This is a genomic window from Streptomyces sp. B8-7, from assembly GCF_058833805.1.
In genome coordinates this window covers 108,558-135,092 of the sequence record NZ_JBYRRL010000006.1, presented here as the reverse complement: position 1 = coordinate 135,092, position 26,535 = coordinate 108,558, and the positions used below count along the sequence as shown (strand labels likewise).

Sequence of the window (26,535 nt, the reverse complement as noted above, 5' to 3'; positions counted from 1 at the left end):
GGGGCGTGCCGGGCCCGGGCGCGGTGCGGAGCGTGTCAGCCGGGGCTGTCGGCGGCCTTGCCGTCCACGGGCGGGACGGTTTCCGCGCCCTCCGGCGGGGCGGCTCCCCCGGCCGCGGGCGGGGCGGGTTCGTCGGTGGGCCGGGCGGGTTCGGCGTCGGCCGGCGGTGCGGTCTCGCCGTCCGCGGGCAGGACGGGGAAGCGGCGCGGGGCGAGGAGCAGCAGCACCAGGAAGGCGGCCGCGGCCGCCGCGGAGGCGCCCAGGTAGACGGCGTGGACGGCGTCGGCGACGGCGCGGCGGGTGGCTTCGGGGGCGGTGCCGGTGTGAAGGGCGCGGGTGACGGAGTCGAGGTCGCCGGTGCCGCCGAGGCGGGCGGCGAGGACGCTGTTGGCGACGGCTCCGAACAGGGCGGCGCCGACGGTCTGCCCGCTCTGGCGGCAGAACAGCACGGAGGCGGTGGCGGTGCCGCGCTCGGCCCAGCCGACGGTGGACTGCACGCCGATGATGAGCGGCAGTTGGAAGAAGCCGAGGGCGCCGCCGAGCAGCAGCATCAGCAGGGCGGGCTGCCAGGCCTGGCCGGGGTAGGGCAGGAACGGGAACGCGAGCAGCACCAGGGCGGCGGCGCCGCTGCCGACGAGGGCGCTGTCGCGGAAGCCGATGCGCCGGTACAGGTGCTGGCTGTGGGCGGCGGCGACGGGCCAGCTCAGGGTCCACACCGACAGCACGAACCCGGCGGCGACCGGGCCGAGGCCGAGGACGGACTGGGCGTAGGTCGGCAGGAACACGGCGGGGGCGACCATCAGCAGGCCGAGTGCGCCGAGGGCGAGGTTGACGGCGGCGATGGTGCGCCGCCGCCACACCCAGCCGGGGATGACCGGCTGGGCGGCGCGGCGTTCGACGGCGACGACCGCGCCCGCCAGCGCCAGGCCGGTCGCGAACAGGGTGAGGGAGGGCGTCGACCACCACGGCCAGCCCACTCCGCCCTGCACCAGGGCGGTCAGCAGGACGCCGCCGCAGGCGAAGACGGTGAGGGCGCCCGCCCAGTCCACGCGGGCGGCGGCCGGGGCGGTCCGCCGGGGTTCGTGCAGATGCCGGACGAGCAGCCACAGGGCGAGGCCGCCGACGGGCAGGTTGACGAGGAAGATCCAGCGCCAGTCGGCGTATCCGGCGAGGAGGCCGCCGACGGCGGGCCCGGTCACCGCCGACACCGCCCACACGGTGGAGAATCTGGCCTGGATCTTCGGGCGTTCCTTCAGCGGGTACAGGTCGGCGGCGAGGGTCTGGACGGTGCCCTGCAGCGCGCCGCCGCCGAGGCCCTGGACGACGCGGAAGGCGATGAGGGCGGCCATGTTCCAGGCGAGCGCGCAGAGCAGGGAGCCGAGCAGGAACAGTCCGGCTCCGGCGACGAGGACGGGTTTGCGGCCGAAGGTGTCGGAGAGTTTGCCGTAGACGGGGAGGGTGACCGTGACGGCCAGCAGGTAGCCGGAGAAGAGCCAGGAGAAGACGGAGAAGCCGCCGAGGTCGCCGACGATCTGCGGTACGGCCGTGGAGACGATGGTGGAGTCGAGGGCGGCCAGCGCCATCGCCAGCATGAGCGCGACGGCCACCGTGCCGCGCCGGTGCGGTGTGCCGTCCTGCGGTGCGGTGTCGGTGGTGGCGGGTCTGGTGCGGCCCACGTGGCGGTCCTCCCGGTTCGGCGGTCGTTGCCCCTTGCACCCATCTGCTGGCGGACAGCTTCCCACTTGTGCCTGACGTGACGGCAGGGTGCAGGCTGAGGAGGACCGGAGAGGTACCGCGACCCCGAGGCGGGCTCCACCCGGCGGGGGACTCTCCCTAGGGGCGGCTCCGTACTTCGGTGCGGGGACGGTTCGTCCCGGCGGAGGACGAGCCGCACCGGGGCGCGTCCTTAATCTGGCATCACCGAGTACGACCTGCCTCTGCCGAATCCGACCTGCCTCTGCCGAATCCGACCCGCCTCGCCCGAATCCGACCCGCCTCGCCCGAATCCGGCCTGCCTCTGCCGGATCCGGCCTGCCTCTGCCGAATCCGGCCTGCCTCGCTCGGATCCGGCCTGGCTTCACCGAACCCGACCCGACGTTCCGACTGGCTTGTCGACCTGCGTGCGCCCTGCTGCACCGCTGGTTTCCCGCACGGCTGCGCCACCCGGTTGTCCCGTGCGGACCTCCCGCTGCTCCTCCCCCGGCATTCCTCCGCCCCGACGCCGACGAGGGCGGTCCACCGCACCTTCGGGGGTGGGGTTTTCCCCCGGTGAAGACGGGGTCCGGCACCAGCGCGCCGGACCCCTGCCCGGGGCGAGACTCGTCGGCACGACCACTACCGCGGCACTTCTCCGGCCGCCGGCGGCCACCGGGCGCATCCGCGCCGGCAGGGCACCGGACGACCGTACGCCGACCCATATGAGGAGACATACCGTGACATCAGCTGTGACCATTCCCGGGCACGAGAGCACTGGAGGGTGTACGGCCGTTGCCGCGCGGGCGCGGCAGGTCGTGAAGGCGTACGGGGCCGGTGAGACCCGCGTCGTCGCCCTGGACCATGTCGACGTGGACATCGCACGCGGGCAGTTCACCGCGATCATGGGTCCTTCGGGGTCCGGCAAGTCCACCCTGATGCACTGCCTGGCCGGACTCGACACCGTGACGGGCGGTCGGATCTACCTCGACGACACCGAGATCACCGGGCTGAAGGACAAGAAGCTCACCCGGCTGCGCCGGGACCGGATCGGCTTCATCTTCCAGGCGTTCAACCTGCTGCCCACGCTGAACGCGATCGAGAACATCACGCTGCCGATGGACATCGCGGGCCGCAGGCCCGACCGGGCGTGGCTGGACCGGGTCGTGGAGACCGTCGGCCTCGCCGGGCGGCTGCGGCACCGTCCGACCCAGTTGTCCGGCGGCCAGCAGCAGCGGGTCGCCGTGGCCCGTGCGCTCGCCGCCCGGCCCGAGATCATCTTCGGGGACGAGCCGACCGGCAACCTCGACTCGCGGGCCGGTGCGGAGGTCCTGGGCTTCCTGCGCCGGTCGGTGGACGAGCTCGGCCAGACCATCGTCATGGTCACCCACGACCCGGTGGCCGCGTCCTACGCCGACCGCGTGCTCTACCTCGCCGACGGCCGGATCGTCGACGAGATGCACCACCCCACCGCCGACCAGGTGCTGGACCGCATGAAGGACTTCGACGCCCGGGGGCGTACGTCATGACCGTGCTGAAGACCTCCCTGCGCAACTTCCTCGCGCACAAGGGGCGGATGGCCCTCTCCGCGGTGGCGGTGATGCTGTCGGTGGCGTTCGTGTGCGGCACGCTGGTGTTCACCGACACCATGAACACCACGTTCGACAAGCTGTTCGCCGCCACCGCCTCCGATGTCACGGTCACCCCGAAGGACGCCTCCGACACCGGGGAGACGACCTCCGGCAACGGCAGACCGCCGGTGCTGCCCGCCTCCGTGCTGGAGCGGGTCCGCGCCGTCGACGGCGTACGGTCCGCGCAGGGCACCGTGTTCTCCACCTCGGTGACCGTCGTGGACGCCGGCAAGGACAGCCTGGCGCCGTCCAGCGGCGCGCCGACCATCGTCGGCAACTGGAACGCCAACGAGGCCCGCACCATGACGGTCTCCGCCGGCTCCGCGCCCCGGGGCGAGGGGCAGATCATGGTCGACGGCGACACCGCCGCCAGGCACCACCTGGGGCTCGGCGACGAGCTCTCCGTGATCACGGCCGTGGGCACGCACCGGGCCCGTGTCTCCGGCATCGCCGACTTCACCGTCACCAACCCCGGTGCCGCGGTGTTCTACCTGGACACCCCGGCCGCGCAGCGGGCCCTGGTCGGTGAGCGCGGCGTCTACACGGGCGTCAACGTCACCGTCGCGGAGGGCCGCACCGACGACGAGGTGAAGCGGAGCGTCAGCGCCGCCCTCGCCGGGGACTACCGGGTGCAGACAGCGAAGGAGGTCGCCGACGCCAACGCGCAGGACGTCGGCGAGGGCATGGACGTCCTCAAGTACGTCATGCTCGGCTTCGCCGGGATCGCCTTCCTGGTCGGCGTCTTCCTGATCATCAACACCTTCTCCATGCTGGTCGCCCAGCGCACCCGGGAGATCGGCCTGATGCGGGCCGTCGGCTCCAGCCGCCGCCAGGTCAACCGCTCCGTGCTCGCCGAGGCGCTGCTGCTCGGCGTGGCCGGCTCCGTGCTCGGGGCGGGCGCGGGGGTGGCCCTCGCGATCGGGCTGATGAAGCTCATGGGCGCCGTGGGCATGAACCTGTCCACCGACGATCTGACGGTCGCCTGGACGACCCCCGCGATCGGTCTGCTCCTCGGTGTCGTCGTCACCGTGCTGGCCGCCTACCTGCCCGCCCGCCGGGCGGGCCGGATCTCCCCGATGGCCGCCCTGCGCGACGCCGGCACTCCGGCCGACGGCCGGACCGGTGCCGTCCGGGCCGTCGTCGGGCTCGCCCTGACCGGCGGTGGCGCGGCGGCTCTGTATGCCGCGACCGCGACGGACAGCGCCGGGCAGGGCGCGCGCTGGCTCGGCCTCGGCATCGTGCTCAGTCTGATCGGCTTCGTCGTCGTCGGCCCGGTCCTCGCCTCGGGCGTGGTGCGGGTGCTGAGCGCCGTCCTGCTGCGGGTGTTCGGGCCCGTCGGCCGGATGGCCGAGCGCAACGCGCTGCGCAACCCGCGCCGCACCGGTGCCACCGGCGCCGCGCTGATGATCGGGCTGGCCCTGGTGGCCTGCCTGTCCGTGGTGGGCTCCTCGATGGTGGCCTCCGCGACGGAGGAACTCGACAAGAGCGTCGGCACCGACTTCATCATCGGCAGCGACTCCGGGCAGCTGATCACCCCGGCGGCCGTCCGGGCCGTGAAGGACACCCCGGGCCTGGCCCGCGTCACCGAGTACCGGTGGATCGGCGCGGACTTCCGCACCCCGGACGGCAGGACGCTGAAGAACACCGAGCTGACCGCCGCCGACCCGACGTACGCCGAGGACCTGCGGGTGGAGACCGTCCAGGGAACCCTCGCCGACGCCTACCGGCCCGACTCGATGTCCGTGCACGAGGAGTTCGCCGAGGACCACGGCATCCGCCTCGGCTCGAAGATCGCCGTGACCTTCCCGGGCGGCTCCACCGCGCAGCTCACCGTCCGCGCCGTCACCAGCAGTGACGCCGTGATCGACCAGGGCGCGCTGTACACCTCCATCAGCACCCTCGCCGCCCATGTGCCGGCCGAGAGGATGCCGCTGGACCGGATGGTGTTCGCCGCGGCCGAGGACGGCCGGGCGGCGGCCGCCTACACCGCGCTGAAGGCGTCCCTGGCGGACTACCCGCAGTACCAGGTCCGCGACCAGACCGACTACAAGGAGGCCCTGGGGGACCAGATCGGCCAGCTCCTCAACATGATCTACGGTCTGCTGGCCCTGGCGATCGTCGTCGCGGTCCTCGGTGTCGTGAACACCCTCGCCCTGTCGGTGGTGGAGCGCACCCGGGAGATCGGCCTGATGCGGGCCATCGGCCTGTCGCGGCGTCAGCTGCGCCGGATGATCCGCCTGGAGTCCGTGGTCATCGCCCTCTTCGGAGCCCTCCTCGGCCTGGGCCTCGGCCTGGGCTGGGGCGCCGCCGCGCAGCAGCTGCTCGCCCTGGAGGGGCTGAAGATCCTGGAGATCCCCTGGCCGACGATCGCGGCCGTGTTCGCCGGCTCGGCCTTCGTGGGCCTGTTCGCCGCCCTGGTCCCGGCGTTCCGGGCGGGTCGGATGAACGTCCTCGACGCGATCGCCACGGACTGACCACGAGCAGGCCGGCGCCCCCGGGGGCGCCGGCCGTACGGCCACCGCACACGGGGGTTGCGGGGGGCCGGAGCCCGGCCCCGGAGCCATCACGGCCCCGGGACCGGGCTCCGGCGTGCGCCGCCGGGACGCGGGGAGCGGCGGGCCGGCGCGGGGGCGCCGACGGGCGGGGCGGCGGGTGGGCTTGCTGCGGCGGGCCGTGCGGCCGGGGGTGGCGGGTGCGGGGCCGCGGGGTCGGGCGGGGCGCCGTCACTCCGCCGGGTGATCGCGTCCGGGGGGACGTACGCTGGGAACCCCCGGCCCGCCCCGCGTGCCGGGCCCTTCGTGTTGCACCCCGGACGGAAAGCCCCTCCATGAGCCTGCACGGTCTGCTCGACGCCGTCGTCAAGGACACCGCCCTCGCCGAAGCGATCAGGGCGGCAGCGGACGGCAACCGCATGCACGTCGATCTCGTCGGCCCCCCGGCGAGCCGCCCCTTCGCGCTCGCCGCGCTGGCCCGCGAGAGCGGTCGTACGGTCCTCGCCGTCACCGCGACCGGCCGGGAGGCCGAGGACCTCGCGGCCGCCCTGCGCTCGCTGCTGCCGCCGGACGGGGTCGTGGAGTACCCCTCCTGGGAGACGCTGCCGCACGAGCGGCTCAGCCCCCGCAGCGACACCGTGGGCCGTCGCCTCGCCGTGCTGCGCCGCCTCGCCCACCCGAGCGCCGACGACGCCGGCACCGGCCCGGTCTCCGTCGTCGTCGCCCCCGTGCGTTCCGTGCTCCAGCCGCAGGTCAAGGGGCTCGGCGACCTGGAACCGGTGGCGCTGCGCAGCGGTCGGAGCGCCGACCTGGCCGGGGTCGTCGACGCGCTGGCCGCGGCCGCGTACGCGCGGGTGGAGCTCGTCGAGAAGCGCGGCGAGTTCGCCGTGCGCGGCGGCATCCTCGATGTGTTCCCGCCCACCGAGGAGCACCCCCTGCGCATCGAGTTCTGGGGCGACGACGTCGAGGAGATCCGCTACTTCAAGGTCGCCGACCAGCGCTCCCTGGAGGTCGCCGAGCACGGGCTGTGGGCGCCGCCCTGCCGGGAGCTGCTGCTCACCGAGGACGTCCGGGCCCGCGCCCGCGCCCTCGCCGAGCAGCACCCGGAGCTCGGCGAACTCCTCGGCAGGATCGCGGAGGGCATCGCGGTGGAGGGCATGGAGTCCCTCGCGCCGGTCCTCGTCGACGACATGGAGCTGCTGCTCGACGTCCTGCCGAAGGGCGCCATGGCCGTGGTGTGCGACCCGGAGCGCGTCCGCACCCGCGCCGCGGACCTCGTCGCGACCAGCCAGGAGTTCCTCCAGGCGTCCTGGGCGGCGACCGCCGGCGGCGGCGAGGCGCCCATCGACGTCGGCGCGGCCTCCCTGCGGTCCGTCGCCGACGTCCGCGACCGCGCCCGCGAGCTGGACATGATGTGGTGGTCGGTGTCGCCGTTCGCCGCCGACGAGGAACTCGCCGACGTCGCCCACGACCTCACGGGCGACACCCTCAAGCTCGGCCTGCGCGCCCCCGAGACGTACCGGGGCGACACCGCGAAGGCGCTCGCCGACACCAAGGGCTGGCTCGCCGACGGCTGGCGCACCGTGTTCGTCACGGAGGGCCACGGGCCGGCCGCCCGCACGGTCGAGGTCCTCGGCGCCGAGGGCGTCGCCGCCCGCCTCGACGCCGACCTCGCCGGCATCTCGCCGTCCGTGGTGCACGTGGCGTGCGGGTCGATCGACCACGGCTTCGTCCACCCCGGACTGCGGATCGCGGTCCTGACCGAGACCGACCTGTCCGGGCAGAAGGCCGCCGGACGCGACGGCGCCCGCATGCCCGCGCGGCGCCGCAAGACCATCGACCCGCTCACCCTGGAGGCGGGCGACCACATCGTGCACGAGCAGCACGGCGTCGGCCGCTACATCGAGATGGTGCAGCGCACCGTGCAGGGTGCCACCCGCGAGTACCTCGTCGTCGAGTACGCGCCCGCCAAGCGCGGGCAGCCCGGCGACCGGCTGTACATCCCCACCGACCAGCTGGAGCAGATCACCAAGTACGTCGGCGGGGAGGCGCCCACCCTGCACCGGCTCGGCGGCGCCGACTGGACCAAGACCAAGGCGCGCGCCAGGAAGGCCGTCAAGGAGATCGCCGCCGACCTGATCAAGCTGTACAGCGCGCGCATGGCCGCCCCCGGGCACGCCTTCGGCGGGGACACGCCCTGGCAGCGCGAGCTGGAGGACGCCTTCCCCTACGCCGAGACGCCCGACCAGCTCACCACGATCGCCGAGGTGAAGGAGGACATGGAGAAGTCCGTCCCGATGGACCGCCTGATCTGCGGCGACGTGGGCTACGGCAAGACCGAGATCGCCGTGCGGGCCGCCTTCAAGGCCGTGCAGGACGGCAAGCAGGTCGCCGTGCTGGTGCCGACGACGCTGCTGGTGCAGCAGCACTTCGGCACCTTCGGCGAGCGGTACGCGCAGTTCCCGGTGAGCGTGCGGGCGCTGTCCCGGTTCCAGACGGACGCCGAGGCGAAGGCCGTGCTGGAGGGGCTGCGCGAGGGCTCGGTGGACATCGTCATCGGCACCCACCGGCTGTTCTCCTCGGAGACGAAGTTCAAGGACCTCGGCCTGGTCATCGTCGACGAGGAGCAGCGGTTCGGCGTCGAGCACAAGGAGCAGCTGAAGAAGCTGCGCGCCAACGTCGACGTCCTGACGATGTCCGCGACGCCCATCCCGCGCACCCTGGAGATGGCCGTGACCGGTATCCGCGAGATGTCCACGATCACCACGCCGCCGGAGGAGCGGCACCCGGTGCTCACCTTCGTCGGGCCGTACGAGGAGAAGCAGATCGGCGCCGCGATCCGCCGCGAACTGCTGCGCGAGGGCCAGGTCTTCTACATCCACAACCGGGTCGAGTCCATCGACCGCGCGGCCGCCCGGCTGCGGGAGATCGTGCCCGAGGCGCGGATCGCGACCGCGCACGGGCAGATGTCGGAGGCGGCCCTGGAGCAGGTCGTGGTCGACTTCTGGGAGAAGCGGTTCGACGTGCTCGTCTCGACGACGATCGTCGAGTCCGGCATCGACATCTCCAACGCCAACACCCTGATCGTGGAGCGCGGCGACAACTTCGGCCTCTCCCAGCTGCACCAGCTGCGCGGCCGGGTCGGGCGCGGCCGGGAACGCGGCTACGCCTACTTCCTCTACCCGCCGGAGAAACCGCTCACGGAGACCGCGCACGAGCGGCTCGCGACCATCGCCCAGCACACCGAGATGGGCGCGGGCATGTACGTGGCGATGAAGGACCTGGAGATCCGCGGGGCGGGCAACCTGCTCGGCGGGGAGCAGTCGGGCCACATCGCGGGTGTCGGCTTCGACCTGTACGTCCGGATGGTCGGTGAGGCGGTCGCGGACTACCGGCGCCAGCTGGAGACCGGGGAGGTCGAGGAGCCGCCGCTGGAGGTCAAGATCGAGCTGCCGGTCGACGCGCACGTCCCGCACGACTACGCGCCGGGCGAGCGGCTGCGGCTGCAGGCGTACCGGGCGATCGCGTCCGCGAACTCGGAGGAGGACATCAGGGCCGTTCGCGAGGAACTCCACGACCGCTACGGCAAGCTGCCCGAGCCCGTGGAGAACCTGCTGCTGGTGGCGGGGCTGCGGATGCTGGCGCGGGCGTGCGGTGTCGGCGAGGTGGTTCTGCAGGGCGCCAACATCCGCTTCGCGCCGGTGGAGTTGCGGGAGTCGCAGGAGCTGCGGCTGAAGCGGCTGTACCCCGGGTCCGTCATCAAGCCGGCCGCGCACCAGGTGCTCGTGCCGCGCCCGAAGACGGCGAAGGTCGGCGGCAAGCCGCTGGTCGGGCGGGAACTGCTGGGCTGGGTGGGGGAGTTCCTGGCGTCGGTGCCGGGGTCGTAGCCCCCTGCCCCCTGCCCCCTGCCCCCTGCCCCCTGCCCCCTGCCCCCTGCCCCCTGCCCCCTGCCCCCTGCCCCCTGCCCCCTGCCCCCTGCCCCCTGCCCCCTGCCCCCGGGCGCCGGAGCCAAGGGCGCGTGCGCCGGGCCCGCGGCGGGACGTCAGGTCCCGCCGCGCGCACGCAGGCCGCGTGCGCGCCCTCTCACCACGGCTGCGCTACTGCGAGCCGGGCTGGTCGTCGTCGCGGTCCATGCCCGTCCTGCGCTCGGCCTGCTGCCGGGCGGCGTCGACCTGGCTCTCGTACCCGCCGCCCGTCCTCTCGTCGGCCTTGCGTTCGGCGGCGTCGGACATGTCCCGGGCCTTGTCGTGGGCTCCTTTGTGCCGGAACCTGTCGAAGATGCCCATCCCGAACTCCTTCCGAGAGTGACTCACGACCGACGATACGCCTGACATGTCCGGTATGTGCATTCGGGTGGATGGATGGGCCGCGTCCCTGGGGGCATACGGTGGCGTGCGGACGGCACGGCCCGCAGCGGGCACGACAGGGGAGGGGTGCGCGGTGGCGCGTTCAAGGGGCGGGAACGTCGGCACGGGCATGGGCGCGAGCGCGAGCACGGGCGCGAGCACGAGCGCTAGGACGGAGGCCGATCATCCGGTGACCGGCACCGCGACCGGCACCGCGACCGGCACCGCGACCGGCACCGCGACCGGCACCGCGACCGGCACCGCGACGGGCGGCGTGGTCGACGGCGCGGTCGGCGGGGTGCTCGGCGGCGCGCTCCGCGGGCCGGGCCGCGTCGCAGGGCCGCGCGGTCGCGGGAGGCGTACCGGGACGGCGGTGCGACGGGCCCTGGCCGCGGGAGCCGCGGCGCTCGCCCTGCCGCTGACGGTGACCGCGTGCGAGGGCATCGACGTGCCGGCCGCCGCGCCCTCCGGCTCCGCCGTGCCGCCCGCCGCCGAGGGCCGCTCCGTCAGCCCGCTGGACAACCCGGACGGGACGAAGCCGGGCCTGGCGGCGATCACGTCCGCGGCGGACCGCGCCGAGGCGCGGGAGCTGATCGGCGAGGTGGCCACGAAGGGCCGCGGTCCCCGGACCGGCTACGACCGCGACGAGTTCGGCTACGCCTGGATGGACTCGGCCCCCGAGGACGTGCCGTTCTCCCACAACGGCTGCGACACCCGCAACGACCTGCTCAGGCGCGACGGCGAGAAGATCCGTTTCCGCAGCGGTTCCGACTGCGTGGTGATCTCCATGACCCTCCGCGACCCCTACACCGGCCGGACGATCGACTGGACGAAGGCCAAGGCCGGGGAGGTCCAGATAGACCACGTGATGCCGCTGTCCTACGACTGGCAGATGGGCGCCTCCCGCTGGTCCGAGGACAAGCGGCGGGCCATCGCCAACGACCCGCTCAACCTGCTGCCGGTCGACGGACCCGCCAACGGCGCCAAGGGCGACTCCGGCCCCGCCAGCTGGCTCCCCCCGAACAAGACGGTCCGCTGCTCCTACGCGGTCCGCTTCGCGCAGGTCTCCCTCAAGTACGACCTGCCGGTCACGGCTCCCGACAAGGAGATGATGCTCAGGCAGTGCGGGGGCTGAGGGCCCGGCGGCCGGGCGGGGCCCGGAGCCGGGCGGGCGCCCGGTCCCGCTCCGGTGCGCAGACCGCGCGGTGCGAACGCCCGGCCCGGGACGCCGGCCCGGCCGCGGTCTCCCCCCGGCGGGCGGCGGCGGCCGGCGGCACGGCAACGGTTCGGTACACCCGGGACCGCGCCTGCTTGTCGGCCTATACGCTCGACATGACAATCACCCGACCGGCGTTGCCCGACGCCGGCCGGTACGCGTACGCCCGTCCCCCGGGCACAGGCAACAGGAGCTGTCATGCATGGCCACGGCTACCCGCAGCCGACGAGGCAGCCGCCCCCGACGGGGTGGCTGGTCCTTCTGCGCGTGCTGTTCGTGGCGGTCTCGGTCCTCAGCTTCGGGTTCCTCACCTGGGCGATGATGCTGCGGCTGGCGGTCGTCACCCGCAGGTCGCTGGACTGGGGCCTGTTCGTGGCCGTGCTCGCGGCCGACATCCTCGCGGTGGTGCTGATCGGCAGCGAACCCGGGGAGGAGATCCACACGAACGCCGGCTGGACCGGGCTCACCCTGCTGCTGGGCACCCTCGTGGCGGCGATCGCGTACTACCTCGCGGCGGACGTGCGCCACTTCCACCAGCTGCGCCACGGCGCGTACGGCACGGGGCAGGCGTACGGCTACCAGCCCGCGCCGGGGGCGTACGTCACGGGCACGAGCACCACCGTGCCCCGCCCGCCCCTGGGCCCGAACGGGCCCGCCGCGCCGGGGGCGCACGGCACCCCCGTCCCGCCCGGCGCGCCGCTCGCCCCCCGCACACCGCCGCCGATGCCCGGGCAGGCCGCGGCCGGGCCCCCGCCGGCCCACCGCCCCGCCGCGGGCCGCATCGACCAGGTGCGCGCCGAACTCGATGAACTCAGCAACTATCTGCGCAACCAGGACGGCCAGGACGGCCGGCCCCAGAGCGGAAGGTGACCGTGCCGGCCTCACGCGTCGTCGCCGACCGCTACGAACTGGCCGCGCTCCTCGGACAGGGCGGCATGGGGCAGGTGTGGACGGCCTACGACCGGCGACTGGACCGGCGCGTGGCGGTGAAGCTGCTGCGCCCCGACAAGGTGGCCGGCCAGGAGGCCGGTGAGCTGCGCCGCCGCTTCGAGCGCGAGTGCCGGGTGACCGCACAGGTCGACCACCCCGGGCTGGTCACCGTGCACGACGCGGGCAGCGACGGCGAGGAACTGTTCCTCGTCATGCAGTACGTCGACGGGTGCGACCTCTCCGGCCACCTCGTCCGGCACACGCCGTACCCGTGGCCGTGGACGGTGGCGGTCGCCGCGCAACTCTGCGCCGTGCTGAGCGCCGTGCACGCCGTGCCGATCGTCCACCGGGACCTCAAGCCGCGCAACGTGATGGTCAAGCAGGACGGCACGGTCACCGTCCTCGACCTCGGCGTCGCCTCCGTCATGGAGACCGACACCACCCGCCTCACCCACACCGGCTCACCCATCGGATCCCCCGCCTACATGGCCCCGGAGCAGGCGATGGGCGGCGCCGTCGGCCCGTACACGGACCTGTACGCGCTCGGCGTGCTCATGCACGAACTGCTGAGCGGGAACGTGCCGTTCGCCGGCTCCACCGCCCTCGGCGTGCTGCACCGGCACCTGTACGAGCCGCCGCAGCCGCTGCGCCGGCTGCGCGCGGAGGTGCCCGAGCCGCTGGAGAACCTCGTCCTGCGTCTGCTCGCCAAGGACCCCCAGCACCGTCCCGGCTCCGCGCAGGCCGTCTACGAGGAGCTCGCGCCGCTGCTGCCCGCGCGCGGGCACCCCACAGGGGCACCCCTGGACCCCACGCGCCCCTTCCTGCGTCCGCACGCCCCCTGGCCGGACGGCGCCCGCGCCCTCGCGCCGCAGCCCGCCCCGGTCGCACCCGCCGACGGCACGGCGGACGTCGCCGCCGCCGTCGACGAGGTCAAGCGGCTCCTCGGCGAGGGACGCATCACCCAGGCCGTCGACATCCTCGGCTCGATCCTGCCCGCCGCTGCGCAGCAGCACGGCGAGCACTCCCCGGTCGTGCGGACCCTGCGCCGGCAGTACGCGGCCACGCTCCTCGACGACGGCCAGTTCCGTCGCGCCCTGCCCGAACTGCGCCGGCTCGCCGACGAGCGCGCCGCCGAGGCCGGCCAGGCCGACCCCCAGTCCCTGCGCTGGCGCTACGACGCCGCCCAGTGCCTGGAGCAGCTCGGCGAGCCGGCCGCCGCGCTCGCCGCGTACCGGGAACTGCTGCCGTACTACGAGAACCAGTACGTCTCCGGCGACCCCGAGCTCGCCCACGACGTGCGCCGCCGCATCGGGCACCTGCTGCTCGCCCTCGGCGACCGGGCCGCCGCGCACGACACGCTCGTACGGCTGCTGCACGACGTGGAGCGGCTGCGCGGCCCCGGGCACCCGCTCGCCGGGGACGTCCGCCGCACCCTGCAGTGGCTCGGACAGGTGCGCGGCTGACGCCGGCGGCGGGGCGGGCGCGGCCCGCGCCGGGGACGGCGCCGGGGACGACGGCAGGGGCCGGCCGCGCGGCCCGCCGGCGGCGGGGCCGCGGCGGCCGCCGCGGGCCGCGCGGCCCGGACACGCCCTCGGCTCAGCCGTCCCGTGCGGGGGTGCGCGGCGGTGCGCGGCGGTGCCTGAAGTCCCGGTGAATCGTTGGTCGAATGGGTTGGCCAGAGCTGTGTCGCTGCCTACCATCGATCATCGCAAGACTTTGTGCACCGCCGCACAATCTCCTCGGGAGGCTCCCTTGCACCGCCGCCGTCGCACCGCGCTCGTCCTCACCGCAGCGATCGCCGCCGCGGCTCCCCTCCTCACCGCCTGCGGGAACGACGCGCACCCCGGTGCCGCCGCCGTCGTCGGCGGCCAGCGGATCACGGTCTCCCAACTGGAGAACCGGGTCGAGGAGGTCCGCGACGCGCAGCGCGCGGCCGTGGCGGACGACACGCAGTACGCCCAGGTCGTCGCGAGGAGCGGCAGCCTCACCCGGGACACGCTGCACGGCATGGTCCTCGACCGGGTGCTGCACCGCGCCGCCGAGGACGCGGGGATCACCGTCAGCCGCAAGGAGGTGCAGCGGATGCGGGCCGGGCTGGAGCAGCAGGCGGGCGGTGCCGAGGCCCTGCGGACGGCCTGGCTCCAGCAGTACGGCGTCGCACCGCGGCGCCTCGACGAGAACCTGCGCCTCCAGCTGGAAGCGCAGAAGCTCGCCACCGCGCTCGGCACCGACACCGGCCAGCCGGCCTTCTGGCAGACCCTGTCCGAGGCGTCCGAGCAGCTCGGCATCGGCCTCAACCCGCGCTACGGCACCTGGGACGTCGAGAAGGTGGGCCGCGTCGATGCCAGGACACCGTGGGTGCGGGACGTGACGACGGGGGCGCAGCAGCAGCCGGCGTGACCGTCCGACCGTGTGCCTGCCCTTGCGGCCGCCGGTGTGCCCGCCCTTGCGGCCGCCGGTGTGTCCGCCGGTGTGCCCGCCCGTGTGTCCGTGCGATCGCGTCCCGTGCGTGCGGGTGAAGGCAGGGGCGGCACGGGAGGGGCCGCGGGCCGGGCGGCGGCGTGACCGCCGGAACCCGGGAACGGCCAGGGGTGGCGGACGGTCCAGGGACGGAGGCCGGGGCGGGCGATTGGTGTGATCATCGGTTTGTGCCTGTGGACAACGCACGCCGCCTCGTCGACGGTGTGCGTTACGTTCGGACCGTGAACGCAATCAGCACCGAAGCCACCCCGGACCCCAGGGAGCCGCGGGACGCCCCGGAGTCGCGGAAGGCGCCGGCTCCCGACGACGGCCACCCCGGCGACCCCGGCCGGATCGTCCTGCTCACCACCAGCCACCGGGTCGCCCCGGGGCTGCTGTCCTGGCCCGCGTGGCAGGCCCTGCGTACCGCGGACCGGGTCCTGTGCGCGGACGGCGCCCATCCGCAGCTGCCCTATCTGCGCGAGGCGGGGGCGGCCGTGACCGAGGCGTCGCCCACCGCCGAGGAGCTGGTGGCCGCGTGCACCGGAGGGCGCACCGTGGTCGTCGTGGCGACCGGCGAGGGCGAGCCGGCCCTCACCGACGGCCTGGCCCGTCTCGCCGGTTCCGGCCGGGTGCGGATGCCGGAGCTGGAGCTGCTGCCCGCCTCCTACGACCTGCCCGGCGCCCGCCTCCTCGACCTCGTGCAGGTCATGGACCGCATCCGCGCCGCCTGCCCGTGGTCGTCCCGGCAGACCCACGAGGGACTGGCGAAGTACGGCATAGAGGAGGCGTACGAACTCGTCGAGGCGATCGAGGAGGGCGACCGCGACGCCCTGCGCGAGGAACTCGGGGACGTCCTGCTGCAGGTGGTCTTCCACGCGCGGATCGCCGAGGAGCACCCCGATGCGCCGTTCTCCGTCGACGACGTGGCGGGCGGCATCGTGGCCAAGCTCGTCCACCGGCACCCCCACGTCTTCGGGGACGAGACCGCCACGACGCCCGAGGAGGTGAAGGCGCACTGGCTGCGCACCAAGGCCGAGGAGAAGCGCCGCTCCTCCGTGACCGAGGGCATACCACTGCACCAGCCGGGCCTCGCGCTGGCCGCGAAACTGGCCTCCCGGGCGCGCACGGCGGACCTGGACGTGCCGCTGCCGCGCGCCGAGGGCATCGGCTACGACCTCCTGGCCCTCGCGGTGCGCGCCGAGTCCGAGGGGGTGGACCCGGAGGCGGCGCTGAGAGCGGCGGCGCGCGTCTACCGGGACGCGATACGCGAGCAGGAGGCGGCGACGGGCGGCCCGTCCGAGGCGGCGGACTGAGGCGGCGGACTGAGACGGGGGACTGAGACGGGGGACTGAGGCGGCGGATTGAGGCGGCGCGGGTTAGGGCGTCACGGTGTCGCCCGTCGGGGCGGCGGATCGGGACGGCGGACGGCCGCGCCCCCCGGGGCGAGGGGCTGTCCCCGGGGCGAGGAGCTGACCCGGGTGCGGCGTCGGGGGCCGGGCCGGGACGCCTGACGGGGACGGCACGGGACCGGGGTGCTCCGGGGCCGGGCGGTCCGGTGCCCGTCCGGGTGTACCGTCCCCGACCCGGTACCGTCGGCCGGTGACCAACCAGCCCCAGCCCACCCCCGACGGCACCACCCCCGACGGCACCACCCCCGACGGCACCACCCCCGACGGCACCACCTCCGACGGCATCACCTCCGACGGCATCACCTCCGACGGCATCACCACCGACGGCCCCGCCCCCGACACCGCGGCCCCCGACACCGCGGCCCCCGACACCGCGGCCCCCGCTCCGTCCGGCAGTGCTGCTCCCGGCGGCACCACCGGAGCCGGTCCCGCCGCCGAGGGCACCTCCGGCACGGGTGTCCCCGGCGGCACCGCCCCCGAGCTCTTCACCTGGGAGTTCGCCTCCGACCCCTACCCCGCCTACGCCTGGCTCCGCGAGCACGCGCCCGTGCACCGGACACGGCTGCCCAGCGGGGTGGAGGCCTGGCTGGTCACCCGCTACGCCGATGCCAGGCAGGCGCTCGCCGACAGCCGGCTGTCCAAGAACCCCGAGCACCACGACGAGCCGGCGCACGCCAGGGGCAGGACCGGCATCCCCGGGGAGCGCAAGGCGGAGCTGATGACGCATCTGCTCAACATCGACCCGCCCGACCACACCCGGCTGCGGCGGCTGGTGAGCAAGGCGTTCACCCCCCGCCGGGTCGCGGAGTTCGCCCCCCGGGTGCAGGAGCTGACCGACCTGCTGATCGACGGGTTCGCGGAACGCGGCTCGGCCGACCTCATCCACGAGTTCGCCTTCCCGCTGCCCATCTACGCCATCTGCGACATGCTCGGCGTACCCCGGGAGGACCAGGACGACTTCCGGGACTGGGCGGGGATGATGATCCGGCACGGGGGCGGGCCGCGCGGCGGCGTCGCCCGGTCGGTGAAGAAGATGCGCGGCTACCTGGCCGAGCTGATCCACCGCAAACGGCAGGCGCTGCCGGACACCCCGCAGGCGGGCGAGGACCTCATCTCCGGCCTCATCCGGGCCTCGGACCACGGTGAGCACCTCACCGAGAACGAGGCGGCGGCCATGGCGTTCATCCTGCTGTTCGCAGGGTTCGAGACCACCGTCAACCTCATCGGCAACGGCACGTACGCCCTGCTCACCCACCCCGGGCAGCGGGCACGGCTGCAGGACTCCCTCGCCGCGGGGGAGACCGCGCTGCTGGAGACCGGAGTGGAGGAACTGCTGCGCTACGACGGCCCGGTGGAGCTGGCCACCTGGCGGTTCGCGACCCGGCCGCTGACCGTCGGCGGGCAGCACATCGCGCCCGGCGACCCCGTGCTGGTCGTGCTGGCCGCGGCGGACCGGGACCCGGAGCGGTTCGCCGACCCGGACACGCTGGACCTGTCGCGCCGCGACAACCAGCACCTCGGTTACGGGCACGGCATCCACTACTGCCTCGGTGCGCCACTGGCCCGGCTGGAGGGGCACACCGCGCTGGCGACGCTGCTGACCCGGCTGCCGGACCTGCGACTCGCGGTGGAACCGGCCGAGTTGCGCTGGCGCGGCGGGCTCATCATGCGCGGGCTGCGCACCCTCCCGGTCGAGTTCACCCCACCCGCCTGAGGCGGGCCCGCCCGGGGCCCGCCCGGGGACGGCCCGCCCCGGCCCCGTGCCCCGCCCGCCCCGGCCCCGCACGCCCCGGCCGTGGCCCGTGCGGCGTTCCGCCCCTCCGGGTCCGTACCCCGCCCGCCGAGGAGGGGACCTGACGGGCATGAACGTGACAGTCACTCAGTTCTGTGATCTTTACGTGATCTGCACGGCATGAACTTGTGACAAGTGATCGTCTGCCGATACGTTCACCCATCAGCGCGGCGCCTCGCAGCACACGCCGCGCCGGTCCCTGTCGTCGCTCGAAAGGCCACCGCATGCTCTCCGGGAACGGTCGGCACCGTCGCCCCCGCCAGGCTCCGGCTCTCCTCGTCGCGGCCGGAGTGACCGGCTCCGCGATCGCGATCCCGCTGCTCGGCGCCTCCGGCGCGAGCGCGGCGGACGGTACGACCTGGGACCGGGTGGCGGACTGCGAGACCGGCGGGGCGTGGAGCGCGAACAGCGGGTACGGCCAGTACGGCGGCCTGAAGCTGAGCCAGCTGGACTGGGTGAGCTACGGCGGGCTGGAGTACGCCCCGGGCCCGGACCAGGCCAGCCGCCGGCAGCAGATAGCCGTGGCCGAGCGTGTCCTGGCCGACCAGGGCGTGTCGGCGTGGCCGGCCTGCGGTCCGCTCGCGGGGCTCGGCGAGGACGCGGCACCGGCGGACGTCGACACCGGCGTCGCGGAGGACGGGTCCGGCCACTCCGGGCCGACCGGAAAATCTACTTCGCCGGTTACGCCCGACTCCTCCGTATCACCCAAGTCGCCGGATTCGGCTGCATCGTCCGAGACATCCGGACCGTCCGAGGAGTCCGATTCCCGCGGCGCGTCCGGCGAGTCCGGCCCGGGTGGCGGCCCGGCGTCCGGAGCTTCAGGGCCGGGCGACTCGCCCGACAGCGCCAAGTCGGACACATCGGACGCCCTTGACCCGTCGGCCGGCGCGGGCGCCACCCCCGGCTCCTCTCCTGCCCTCACGGGCGAGGAGGCCGGCGACGCCCCTGCGGGCGTCGGCGGCCCAGCGGACAACTCGGACAAGTCCACCCCGAACGGCGCCTCTTCGGCCGATCCGTTCCAGCCCGGCACCGGACGGCATCGCGGCGCCGTCGCCGAGGAGGGGGCGGGCGGCGGCCGTGCGGCCGGTTCCGAGGGCCGGGACGCCTCCGGCGGCCCCGCCGCCCTCGGCGCCGCCGACGGCGAGTACGTCGTCCGGGAGGGCGACAGCCTCTCGGGCATCGCCGACTCCCTTGACCTCGACGGCGGATGGCGCGCGCTGTACGACGGGAACCGGGAGACGGTCGGTACCGACCCGGACCTCATCGTCCCCGGTCAGACGCTCGCGGTCGGGGGCGAATCGGGTGAAAAGTAGCGGGAGTTCACGCATGGTTCGTTGGTGAATGTCCGTTTTGGTGAAAGTGTGGGATGAGTCTCAGAGGCCCTGATCGTCTTTGAAATTCCGCCGATCGCGTGTCTACCGTCATCACCGCTCGCCAACACGAGCCCCGACGGCCGCAACGCCGAATCCTGCCAGCGGCCGCCCGGGAACAGTCGTCGCGTCATGCGCCGTAGGCAGGAGCGGGGGACCCAAGGTAAGTGCCGGGCCCGGCGGTTGGGGTGACTCGACGCCGGAACCGGCTTGGGGTGAAGCCGCGCGCCCAGGAGCGCGCGGCCGGGCAACTCAACCGGCCCGAACCCGACAGCTCACCTCGCAGGCGTCGGTGAGGGGATCCTCCATGCTGTTCTCCGGCAAGGGCAAGCACCGTCGTCCGTCCGCCCTCCAGCGCTCCACCCGTGCCATCGCCGTCGCCGGCGTGGCCGGCGCCGCCGTCGCCGCCCCGCTGGTCGCGGCCGGCAACGCCTCCGCCGCCACCGCCTCCGAGTGGGACGCCGTCGCCCAGTGCGAGTCCGGCGGCAACTGGTCCATCAACACCGGCAACGGCTACTACGGCGGCCTGCAGTTCTCCGCCTCCACCTGGGCCGCGTACGGCGGCACCCAGTACGCCGCCAGCGCGAACCAGGCCAGCAAGGCCCAGCAGATCGAGATCGCCGAGAAGGTCCTGGCGGGTCAGGGCAAGGGTGCCTGGCCGGTCTGCGGCGTCGGCCTGTCGGGCGCCGCGAACGACGGCGGCTCCGCCGCGGCCGCCCCCTCGCAGCCGAGCGCCGACACCACCAGCCGTTCGGCCGAGCAGCCCGGCGTCTCCCGCTCCCAGGAGCGCCCGGCGCAGCAGGCCGCCCCGCAGCGGACGAAGAAGACCGTCACCACCCCGACCGGCAAGAAGGTCAAGAAGGGCGACGGCGAGTACAAGGTCGTCAAGGGCGACACCCTCAGCGAGATCGCCGCGGAGCACGACGTCGACGGCGGCTGGCAGAAGCTGTTCCGGCTGAACAAGGACATCATCGACGACGCGGACTTCATCTACCCGGGCCAGCAGCTGCACCTGAAGTAGGGCGCGGCGGCCCGTCCCGTCCGGAGGCCCCCACCTCCGCCGAGGCTCCCCGCCTCTCCCCCCCAAGCTCCCGCCCCGGCGCGTGTCCCCCCGTACGCGCCGGGGCGGGGTGCGTCCCGGCGCGCCTCCGGCGCACCCCGGCCGGGCCCTGGTCCGCGCGTGCCCCGATCCGGCCGGGCCCTGGTCCGCGCGTGCCCCGATCCTGCCGGGCCCTGATCTGTGCGTGCCCTGATCCGGCCCGGCCGTGATCCGTGCGCACTCCGGTCTGTGCGGGCCCCGGTCCTGCCGGCTCCGATCCGTGCGGGCCCCGGTCCTGCGGGCTCCGGTCCGTGCGGGACGGTGTCCGGCGGCCGCCCCCGGCCGCTCCGCGGTCGGGTCCGGGCCGGTCCCCGGCGGCCGCCTCCGCCGCGCCGGTCCGTCCGGGTCGGTTTCCGGTCCGTTCAGGACGGCACCCCGCCCCGCTTTTGTTCCGTTAGGAAACAATTTACGCTCGGTTCCGTCCACGTGATGAGCCATCGGCTGGCCGATCCCCCGGAGCCGGTTAGGCTCGTCTCGCAGAGCCACACCCGCGGCCTGCCCACCGCGTCACATCCATGAAGGAGATGCTCGTGCCGTCCATCGACGTCGTCGTAGCCCGGGAAATCCTGGACTCCCGAGGCAACCCCACGGTCGAGGTCGAGGTCGGCCTCGACGACGGCAGCACGGGTCGTGCCGCCGTTCCGTCCGGCGCCTCCACGGGCGCCTTCGAGGCCATCGAGCTCCGCGACGGCGACTCGAACCGCTACCTCGGCAAGGGCGTCGAGAAGGCCGTCCTCGCCGTCATCGAGCAGATCGGACCGGAGCTCGTCGGCTACGACGCCACCGAGCAGCGCCTGATCGACCAGGCCATGTTCGACCTGGACGCCACCGACAACAAGGGCTCCCTCGGCGCCAACGCCATCCTCGGCGTCTCGCTCGCCGTCGCCCACGCCGCGTCCGAGGCCAGCGACCTGCCGCTGTTCCGCTACCTGGGCGGCCCCAACGCGCACCTGCTGCCGGTGCCGATGATGAACATCCTGAACGGCGGCTCGCACGCCGACTCCAACGTGGACATCCAGGAGTTCATGATCGCCCCGATCGGCGCGGAGTCCTTCTCCGAGGCCCTGCGCTGGGGCGCCGAGGTCTACCACACCCTCAAGGCCGTCCTGAAGTCCAAGGGCCTGTCCACCGGCCTCGGCGACGAGGGCGGCTTCGCCCCCAACCTGGGCTCCAACCGCGAGGCGCTGGACCTCATCCTGGAGGCCGTCAAGCAGGCCGGCTACGTGCCCGGCGAGCAGATCGCGCTGGCGCTCGACGTCGCCGCCTCCGAGTTCTACAAGGAGGGCAAGTACGTCTTCGAGGGCAAGGAGCGCTCCGCCGCGGAGATGACGGAGTACTACGAGGAGCTCGTGGCGGCCTACCCGCTCGTCTCCATCGAGGACCCGCTGTTCGAGGACGACTGGGCCGGCTGGAAGGTCATCACCGACCGGCTCGGCGACAAGGTCCAGCTGGTCGGCGACGACCTGTTCGTCACCAACCCCGAGCGGCTGCAGCGCGGCATCGACGACGGTGCCGCCAACGCGCTGCTGGTCAAGGTGAACCAGATCGGCTCGCTCACCGAGACCCTGGACGCCGTCGAGCTCGCCCAGCGCAACGGCTACAAGTGCATGATGTCCCACCGCTCCGGCGAGACCGAGGACGTCACCATCGCCGACCTGGCCGTCGCCACCAACTGCGGCCAGATCAAGACCGGCGCCCCGGCCCGCTCCGAGCGCGTCGCCAAGTACAACCAGCTGCTGCGCATCGAGGAGATCCTCGACGACGCCGCGGTGTACGCCGGCCGCTCGGCGTTCCCCCGCTTCAAGGGCTGAGCCGCAGCCCCGACGAGGCGTCGTCCGTACGTCCCCGTACCCGGTCCCGTACCGTGTGCGGGGACGTACGCGCGTGAACGGGAGGCGGGCACACATGGCCGTGAAGGACCGGGACCGGTTCTCCACCACGACCAGGCTGCGACTGCTCGGCGAGCAGACCGCGGCCCGCGTCTACCGTTCCCAGACCCGCCGCCAGGCCCGCCGCTCCCGGCTGACCGGCCGGGCCGCGCTGCTCGCCCTGGTGGTCTGCTCGCTGGTGGTGGCGCTCGCCTACCCCATGCGGCAGTACGTCGCCCAGCGCGCCGAGATCGCCGACCTGCAGCGGCAGAAGCGGCAGGCCGAGGAGCGCGTGGAGCAACTGCGCGACCTCAAGGCGCGCTGGCAGGACGACGCCTACGCCGAGCAGCAGATCCGGCAGCGGCTGCACTATGTGATGCCCGGCGAGACCGGCTACGTCGTCGTCGACCCGGACGCGGCGGAGCGGTCCCGCGCCGAGCTCGGGGCGGCGGACCGCCCCTGGTACTCCAACGTCTGGGACGGCGTCGACACGTCCGACGCCTCCGACCGCTGAGGCGGCCGTCCCGGTACCCGAACGAGAAAGACACGCATGCACACGCCCCCGCCGCCCACCCCGCGCACCGAGCCCACCGACGCGGACGTCGAGGCCTTCCAGCAGCAGCTCGGGCGGCCGCCGCGCGGACTGCGCGCCATCGCGCACCGGTGCCCGTGCGGGCAGCCCGACGTCGTCGAGACCGCCCCCCGGCTGCCGGACGGCACCCCCTTCCCGACGCTCTACTACCTGACGTGCCCCAAGGCGAACTCGGCCATCGGCACGCTGGAGGCGGAGGGCGTGATGAAGGAGATGACCGAGCGGCTCCGGAGCGACGCGGAGCTGGCCGCGGCCTACCGCGCCGCGCACGAGGACTACGTCCGGCGCCGCGACGCGATCGAGGAGCTGAGGAACTTCCCCAGCGCGGGCGGCATGCCCGACCGGGTCAAGTGCCTGCACGTCCTGGTCGCCCACTCGCTGGCCGCCGGCCCCGGTGTGAACCCGCTCGGCGACGAGGCCCTCGCGATGCTGCCGGAGTGGTGGCGCAAGGGCGCCTGCGTCACCCTGCCCGGCGCACCCGGCGCACCCGGCGCACCCGGCGCACCCGGCGCACCCGGCGCACCCGGTGGAACCGGTACATCCGACACATCCGACACGCCCGAGAGGTCCGAGGCCGCCGCGGCGGACGGCACGGCCGGAGGGGAGGACCGGTGACGCGCGTCGCCGCCATCGACTGCGGTACGAACTCCATCCGCCTGCTCGTCGCCGACGTCGACCCCGCGACCGGTGAACTGGTCGACCTGGACCGCCGGATGACGATCGTGCGGCTCGGCCAGGGCGTCGACCGCACCGGGCGGCTGGCCCCCGAGGCGCTGGAGCGCACCTTCGCCGCCTGCCGCGAGTACGCCGCCGCCATCAAGGAGCACGGCGCCGAACGGCTGCGCTTCGTGGCGACCTCCGCCTCCCGGGACGCGGAGAACCGCGACGAGTTCGTCCGCGGCGTCCTGGACATCCTGGGCGTGGAACCCGAGGTCATCACCGGCGAACAGGAGGCCGAGTTCTCCTTCGCCGGGGCGACCAGGGAACTGGCCGGGCGGGCCGACCTGCACCGGCCGTTCCTGGTGGTGGACATCGGAGGCGGCTCCACGGAGTTCGTCGTCGGCGAGGAGCACGTGCGCGCGGCGCGTTCGGTGGACGTCGGCTGCGTGCGGATGACCGAGCGGCACCTGGTGCGCGACGGGCGGATCACCGACCCGCCCGCCGAGGAGCAGATCGCCGCGCTGCGCGCCGACGTCGAGGCCGCCCTGGACCTCGCCGAGCGGTCGGTGCCGCTGCGCGAGGCGCGCACCCTGGTCGGCCTCGCCGGGTCGGTGACCACCGTGTCGGCGATCGCGCAGGACCTGCCCGCCTACGACTCGCGGGCCATCCACCACTCCCGGGTCTCCCGCGACCGGGTGCGCGAGATCGCCGGCCGTCTGCTGTCCTCCACGCACGCCGAGCGCGCGGCGATCCCCTCCCTGCACCCCGGCCGCGTCGACGTGATCGCGGCGGGTGCTCTGGTCCTGCTGGCGGTCATGGAGCGCACCGGCGCCGCGGAGGTCGTGGTGAGCGAGCACGACATCCTCGACGGCATCGCCTGGTCCCTGGTGCCCGGCCCCCGCTGACCGGCGGGCCCGCGCCGCGCGCCGTCGACGCGGGGCGGCCGGCGGGCGGCGGGCTGGGTGCCGGGGGTGGCCGGCCCCGCGGCCCGAAGTGGGCGGTCCGCAGGGCGATTTCCTACCGGGCGGTAGTCGCCGGGTGAGCGGCGCGGGTAGCGTATGAGCGGGCTGGAGGGGGTGCGGAAGGGCCTTTCGGGGTACCGCGACGGAAAAGTTCGTGAAGTTCTTCACAAGGATTTCGGCCCCGAAGGGTGCCGAGGGGCCTCCGATAGGCCGTTCCGGTGGTCCGAGGGGCCTTCGAATGCGGGAGTGGGGTCGCCGCGGCGAGAGGGGGCACGGCCCCGGGGAGCGATGCTCACAACGGTTTCCGAAGCCCGGAGAGCCAGTTCACGCGGCATTGACAACGGGCCGGGGCTGATCATGGTTCCCGATCCGCAGGGTGGCCTCGGTCACGTGGGCCGCGGAGTGTAGCACGAGGCCCGCCCGACCTTGTGAAGGGGCGCACGAGCGACGGTCCTGAGCCGGGTGGATACTCGATGGCATGAGCACCACGGAGCGTCCCAGGATCCTCGTAGTAGGCGGTGGGTACGTAGGCCTGTACGCCGCTCGGCGCATCCTGAAGAAGATGCGCTACGGAGAGGCGACCGTCACGGTCGTCGACCCCCGGTCGTACATGACCTACCAGCCCTTCCTCCCCGAAACCGCCGCCGGCAGCATCTCCCCGCGCCATGTCGTCGTCCCGCTGCGACGCGTGCTGCCCAAGGCGGAGGTCCTCACCGGCCGGGTCACCACCATCGACCAGGACCGCAAGGTCGCGACGGTCGCCCCGCTGGTCGGCGAGGCCTACGAACTGCCCTTCGACTACCTGGTGATCGCGCTCGGCGCGGTCTCCCGCACCTTCCCGATCCCCGGCCTCGCCGAGCAGGGCATCGGCATGAAGGGCATCGAGGAGGCCATCGGCCTGCGCAACCACGTGCTGGAGCAGCTCGACAAGGCCGCCTCCACCACGGACGAGGACATCCGCCGCAAGGCGCTCACCTTCGTGTTCGTCGGCGGGGGCTTCGCCGGTGCCGAGACCATCGGCGAGGTCGAGGACATGGCCCGCGACGCGGCCAAGTACTACGCCGGCGTGTCCCGCGAGGAGATGCGCTTCATCCTGGTCGACGCCGCCGACAGGATCCTGCCCGAAGTCGGCCCGAAGCTCGGCCAGTACGGCAAGGAGCACCTGGAGAGCCGGGGCGTGGAGATCTACCTCTCCACCTCCATGGACTCCTGCGTCGACGGCCACGTGGTGCTGAAGAACGGGCTGGAGGTCGACTCCAACACGATCGTCTGGACGGCCGGCGTCAAGCCCAACCCGGCACTCACCCGCTTCGGCCTGCCGCTCGGCCCGCGCGGCCACGTCGACACCCGGCCGACCCTCCAGGTCCAGGGCACCGACTACATCTGGGCCGCCGGCGACAACGCCCAGGTGCCCGACCTCGTCGGCCGCAAGGCGGGCAACGAGAACGCCTGGTGCCCGCCCAACGCCCAGCACGCGCTGCGTCAGGCGAGGGTCCTCGGCGACAACGTCATCTCCGGCATGCGGGGCTTCCCGCAGAAGGAGTACGAGCACGCCAACAAGGGCGCGGTCGCCGGCCTCGGCCTGCACAAGGGCGTCGCGATGATCGTCATGGGCAAGATGAAGATCAAGCTCAAGGGACGCCTCGCCTGGTACATGCACCGCGGCTACCACGGTCTGGCCATGCCGACGTGGAACCGCAAGATCCGCATCTTCGCGGACTGGACGCTCGGCATGTTCCTCAAGCGGGAGGTCGTGTCGCTCGGCGCCCTGGAGACTCCCCGCGAGGAGTTCTACGAGGCGGCCAAGCCCGCCCCGGCCCCGGCTGCCGCACAGAAGACCGGGGAGAAGGCCAAGGCCTCCTGACCCGGGTCCTCCGAGGGCTCCGGGACCCGAGGTCCGCTGCCGCAGGGCCTCCCGCCATCCGTGGTGCGGGAGGCCCTGCGGCATGTCCGGCCCCCGCTCCCCGCGGGCCGCTCCCGCCCCGCACCCCCGGCCCCGCGCGGCCGTCCCCG

Annotated in this window: 18 protein-coding genes and 1 riboswitch; of the genes, 16 read left to right on the top strand and 2 right to left on the bottom strand. The window is 73.9% G+C overall.

Annotated features, from left to right (window positions below):
• Positions 1–35: 35 nt before the first annotated feature.
• Positions 36–1,676 (bottom strand): MFS transporter, encoded by a 1,641-nt coding sequence (locus tag AC5K6T_RS28905; RefSeq protein ID WP_493213700.1) that lies wholly within the window; start codon positions 1,674–1,676, stop codon positions 36–38.
• Between the two features lie 756 nt (positions 1,677–2,432).
• Between AC5K6T_RS28905 and AC5K6T_RS28900 the strand changes: the two genes are divergently transcribed.
• The 3 genes from AC5K6T_RS28900 to mfd all read left to right on the top strand — a co-directional run bounded on the left by AC5K6T_RS28900 (position 2,433) and on the right by mfd (position 9,702).
• On the top strand, positions 2,433–3,221 hold the full coding sequence (locus tag AC5K6T_RS28900) for an ABC transporter ATP-binding protein (protein WP_493213698.1): 789 nt from the start codon (positions 2,433–2,435) through the stop codon (positions 3,219–3,221).
• Entirely contained in the window at positions 3,218–5,797 is a 2,580-nt protein-coding gene (locus tag AC5K6T_RS28895; RefSeq protein WP_493213697.1) for an ABC transporter permease, read from the top strand. The genes AC5K6T_RS28900 and AC5K6T_RS28895 overlap by 4 nt, the downstream gene beginning before the upstream one ends.
• A gap of 353 nt (positions 5,798–6,150) precedes the next feature.
• Positions 6,151–9,702: a transcription-repair coupling factor gene (gene mfd / locus AC5K6T_RS28890; RefSeq protein ID WP_493213696.1), complete on the top strand. Its 3,552-nt coding sequence runs from the start codon at positions 6,151–6,153 to the stop codon at positions 9,700–9,702.
• A 210-nt stretch (positions 9,703–9,912) separates the two neighbouring features.
• Here mfd and AC5K6T_RS28885 read toward each other — a convergent pair whose 3' ends face one another.
• Entirely contained in the window at positions 9,913–10,101 is a 189-nt protein-coding gene (locus tag AC5K6T_RS28885) for an antitoxin (RefSeq protein ID WP_493213694.1), read from the bottom strand.
• A 433-nt stretch (positions 10,102–10,534) separates the two neighbouring features.
• On the opposite strand from AC5K6T_RS28885, the gene AC5K6T_RS28880 reads away from it, so the two are divergent.
• The 13 genes from AC5K6T_RS28880 (at position 10,535) to AC5K6T_RS28820 (ending at position 26,386) form a co-directional block, all read left to right on the top strand.
• Positions 10,535–11,296, top strand: a complete 762-nt coding sequence (locus AC5K6T_RS28880) for an HNH endonuclease family protein (RefSeq protein WP_493214288.1) — start codon at positions 10,535–10,537, stop codon at positions 11,294–11,296.
• Between the two features lie 279 nt (positions 11,297–11,575).
• The gene (locus AC5K6T_RS28875; RefSeq protein WP_493213692.1) at positions 11,576–12,247 is read left to right on the top strand and encodes a hypothetical protein; all 672 of its coding nucleotides are present in this window, start codon (positions 11,576–11,578) and stop codon (positions 12,245–12,247) included.
• A gap of 38 nt (positions 12,248–12,285) precedes the next feature.
• On the top strand, positions 12,286–13,770 hold the full coding sequence (locus AC5K6T_RS28870) for a protein kinase domain-containing protein (RefSeq protein WP_493214287.1): 1,485 nt from the start codon (positions 12,286–12,288) through the stop codon (positions 13,768–13,770).
• A gap of 289 nt (positions 13,771–14,059) precedes the next feature.
• Positions 14,060–14,707, top strand: a complete 648-nt coding sequence (locus AC5K6T_RS28865; RefSeq protein ID WP_493213691.1) for a SurA N-terminal domain-containing protein — start codon at positions 14,060–14,062, stop codon at positions 14,705–14,707.
• Between the two features lie 302 nt (positions 14,708–15,009).
• Complete coding sequence (locus tag AC5K6T_RS28860; RefSeq protein WP_493213689.1) at positions 15,010–16,083, top strand: nucleoside triphosphate pyrophosphohydrolase; 1,074 nt, start codon at positions 15,010–15,012, stop codon at positions 16,081–16,083.
• A 409-nt stretch (positions 16,084–16,492) separates the two neighbouring features.
• Entirely contained in the window at positions 16,493–17,893 is a 1,401-nt protein-coding gene (locus AC5K6T_RS28855) for a cytochrome P450 family protein (protein ID WP_493214286.1), read from the top strand.
• Between the two features lie 302 nt (positions 17,894–18,195).
• Entirely contained in the window at positions 18,196–19,284 is a 1,089-nt protein-coding gene (locus tag AC5K6T_RS28850; RefSeq protein ID WP_493213687.1) for a transglycosylase family protein, read from the top strand.
• Positions 19,285–19,466: 182 nt separating this feature from the next.
• A riboswitch (cyclic di-AMP (ydaO/yuaA leader) is annotated at positions 19,467–19,645 on the top strand.
• Positions 19,646–19,648: 3 nt separating this feature from the next.
• Positions 19,649–20,362 (top strand): transglycosylase family protein, encoded by a 714-nt coding sequence (locus AC5K6T_RS28845; protein ID WP_493213685.1) that lies wholly within the window; start codon positions 19,649–19,651, stop codon positions 20,360–20,362.
• Positions 20,363–20,964: 602 nt separating this feature from the next.
• Positions 20,965–22,251 (top strand): phosphopyruvate hydratase, encoded by a 1,287-nt coding sequence (gene eno / locus AC5K6T_RS28840; protein ID WP_493214285.1) that lies wholly within the window; start codon positions 20,965–20,967, stop codon positions 22,249–22,251.
• 94 nt (positions 22,252–22,345) lie between these two features.
• Entirely contained in the window at positions 22,346–22,822 is a 477-nt protein-coding gene (locus AC5K6T_RS28835; protein WP_493213683.1) for an FtsB family cell division protein, read from the top strand.
• Positions 22,823–22,858: 36 nt separating this feature from the next.
• Entirely contained in the window at positions 22,859–23,515 is a 657-nt protein-coding gene (locus AC5K6T_RS28830) for a DUF501 domain-containing protein (RefSeq protein WP_493213681.1), read from the top strand.
• A complete protein-coding gene (locus tag AC5K6T_RS28825) occupies positions 23,512–24,465 on the top strand; it encodes a Ppx/GppA phosphatase family protein (RefSeq protein ID WP_493213680.1) in 954 nt (317 codons plus the stop codon). The genes AC5K6T_RS28830 and AC5K6T_RS28825 overlap by 4 nt, the downstream gene beginning before the upstream one ends.
• A 535-nt stretch (positions 24,466–25,000) precedes the next feature.
• The gene (locus AC5K6T_RS28820; RefSeq protein WP_493213679.1) at positions 25,001–26,386 is read left to right on the top strand and encodes an NAD(P)/FAD-dependent oxidoreductase; all 1,386 of its coding nucleotides are present in this window, start codon (positions 25,001–25,003) and stop codon (positions 26,384–26,386) included.
• The last annotated feature ends 149 nt before the right edge of the window (positions 26,387–26,535 follow it).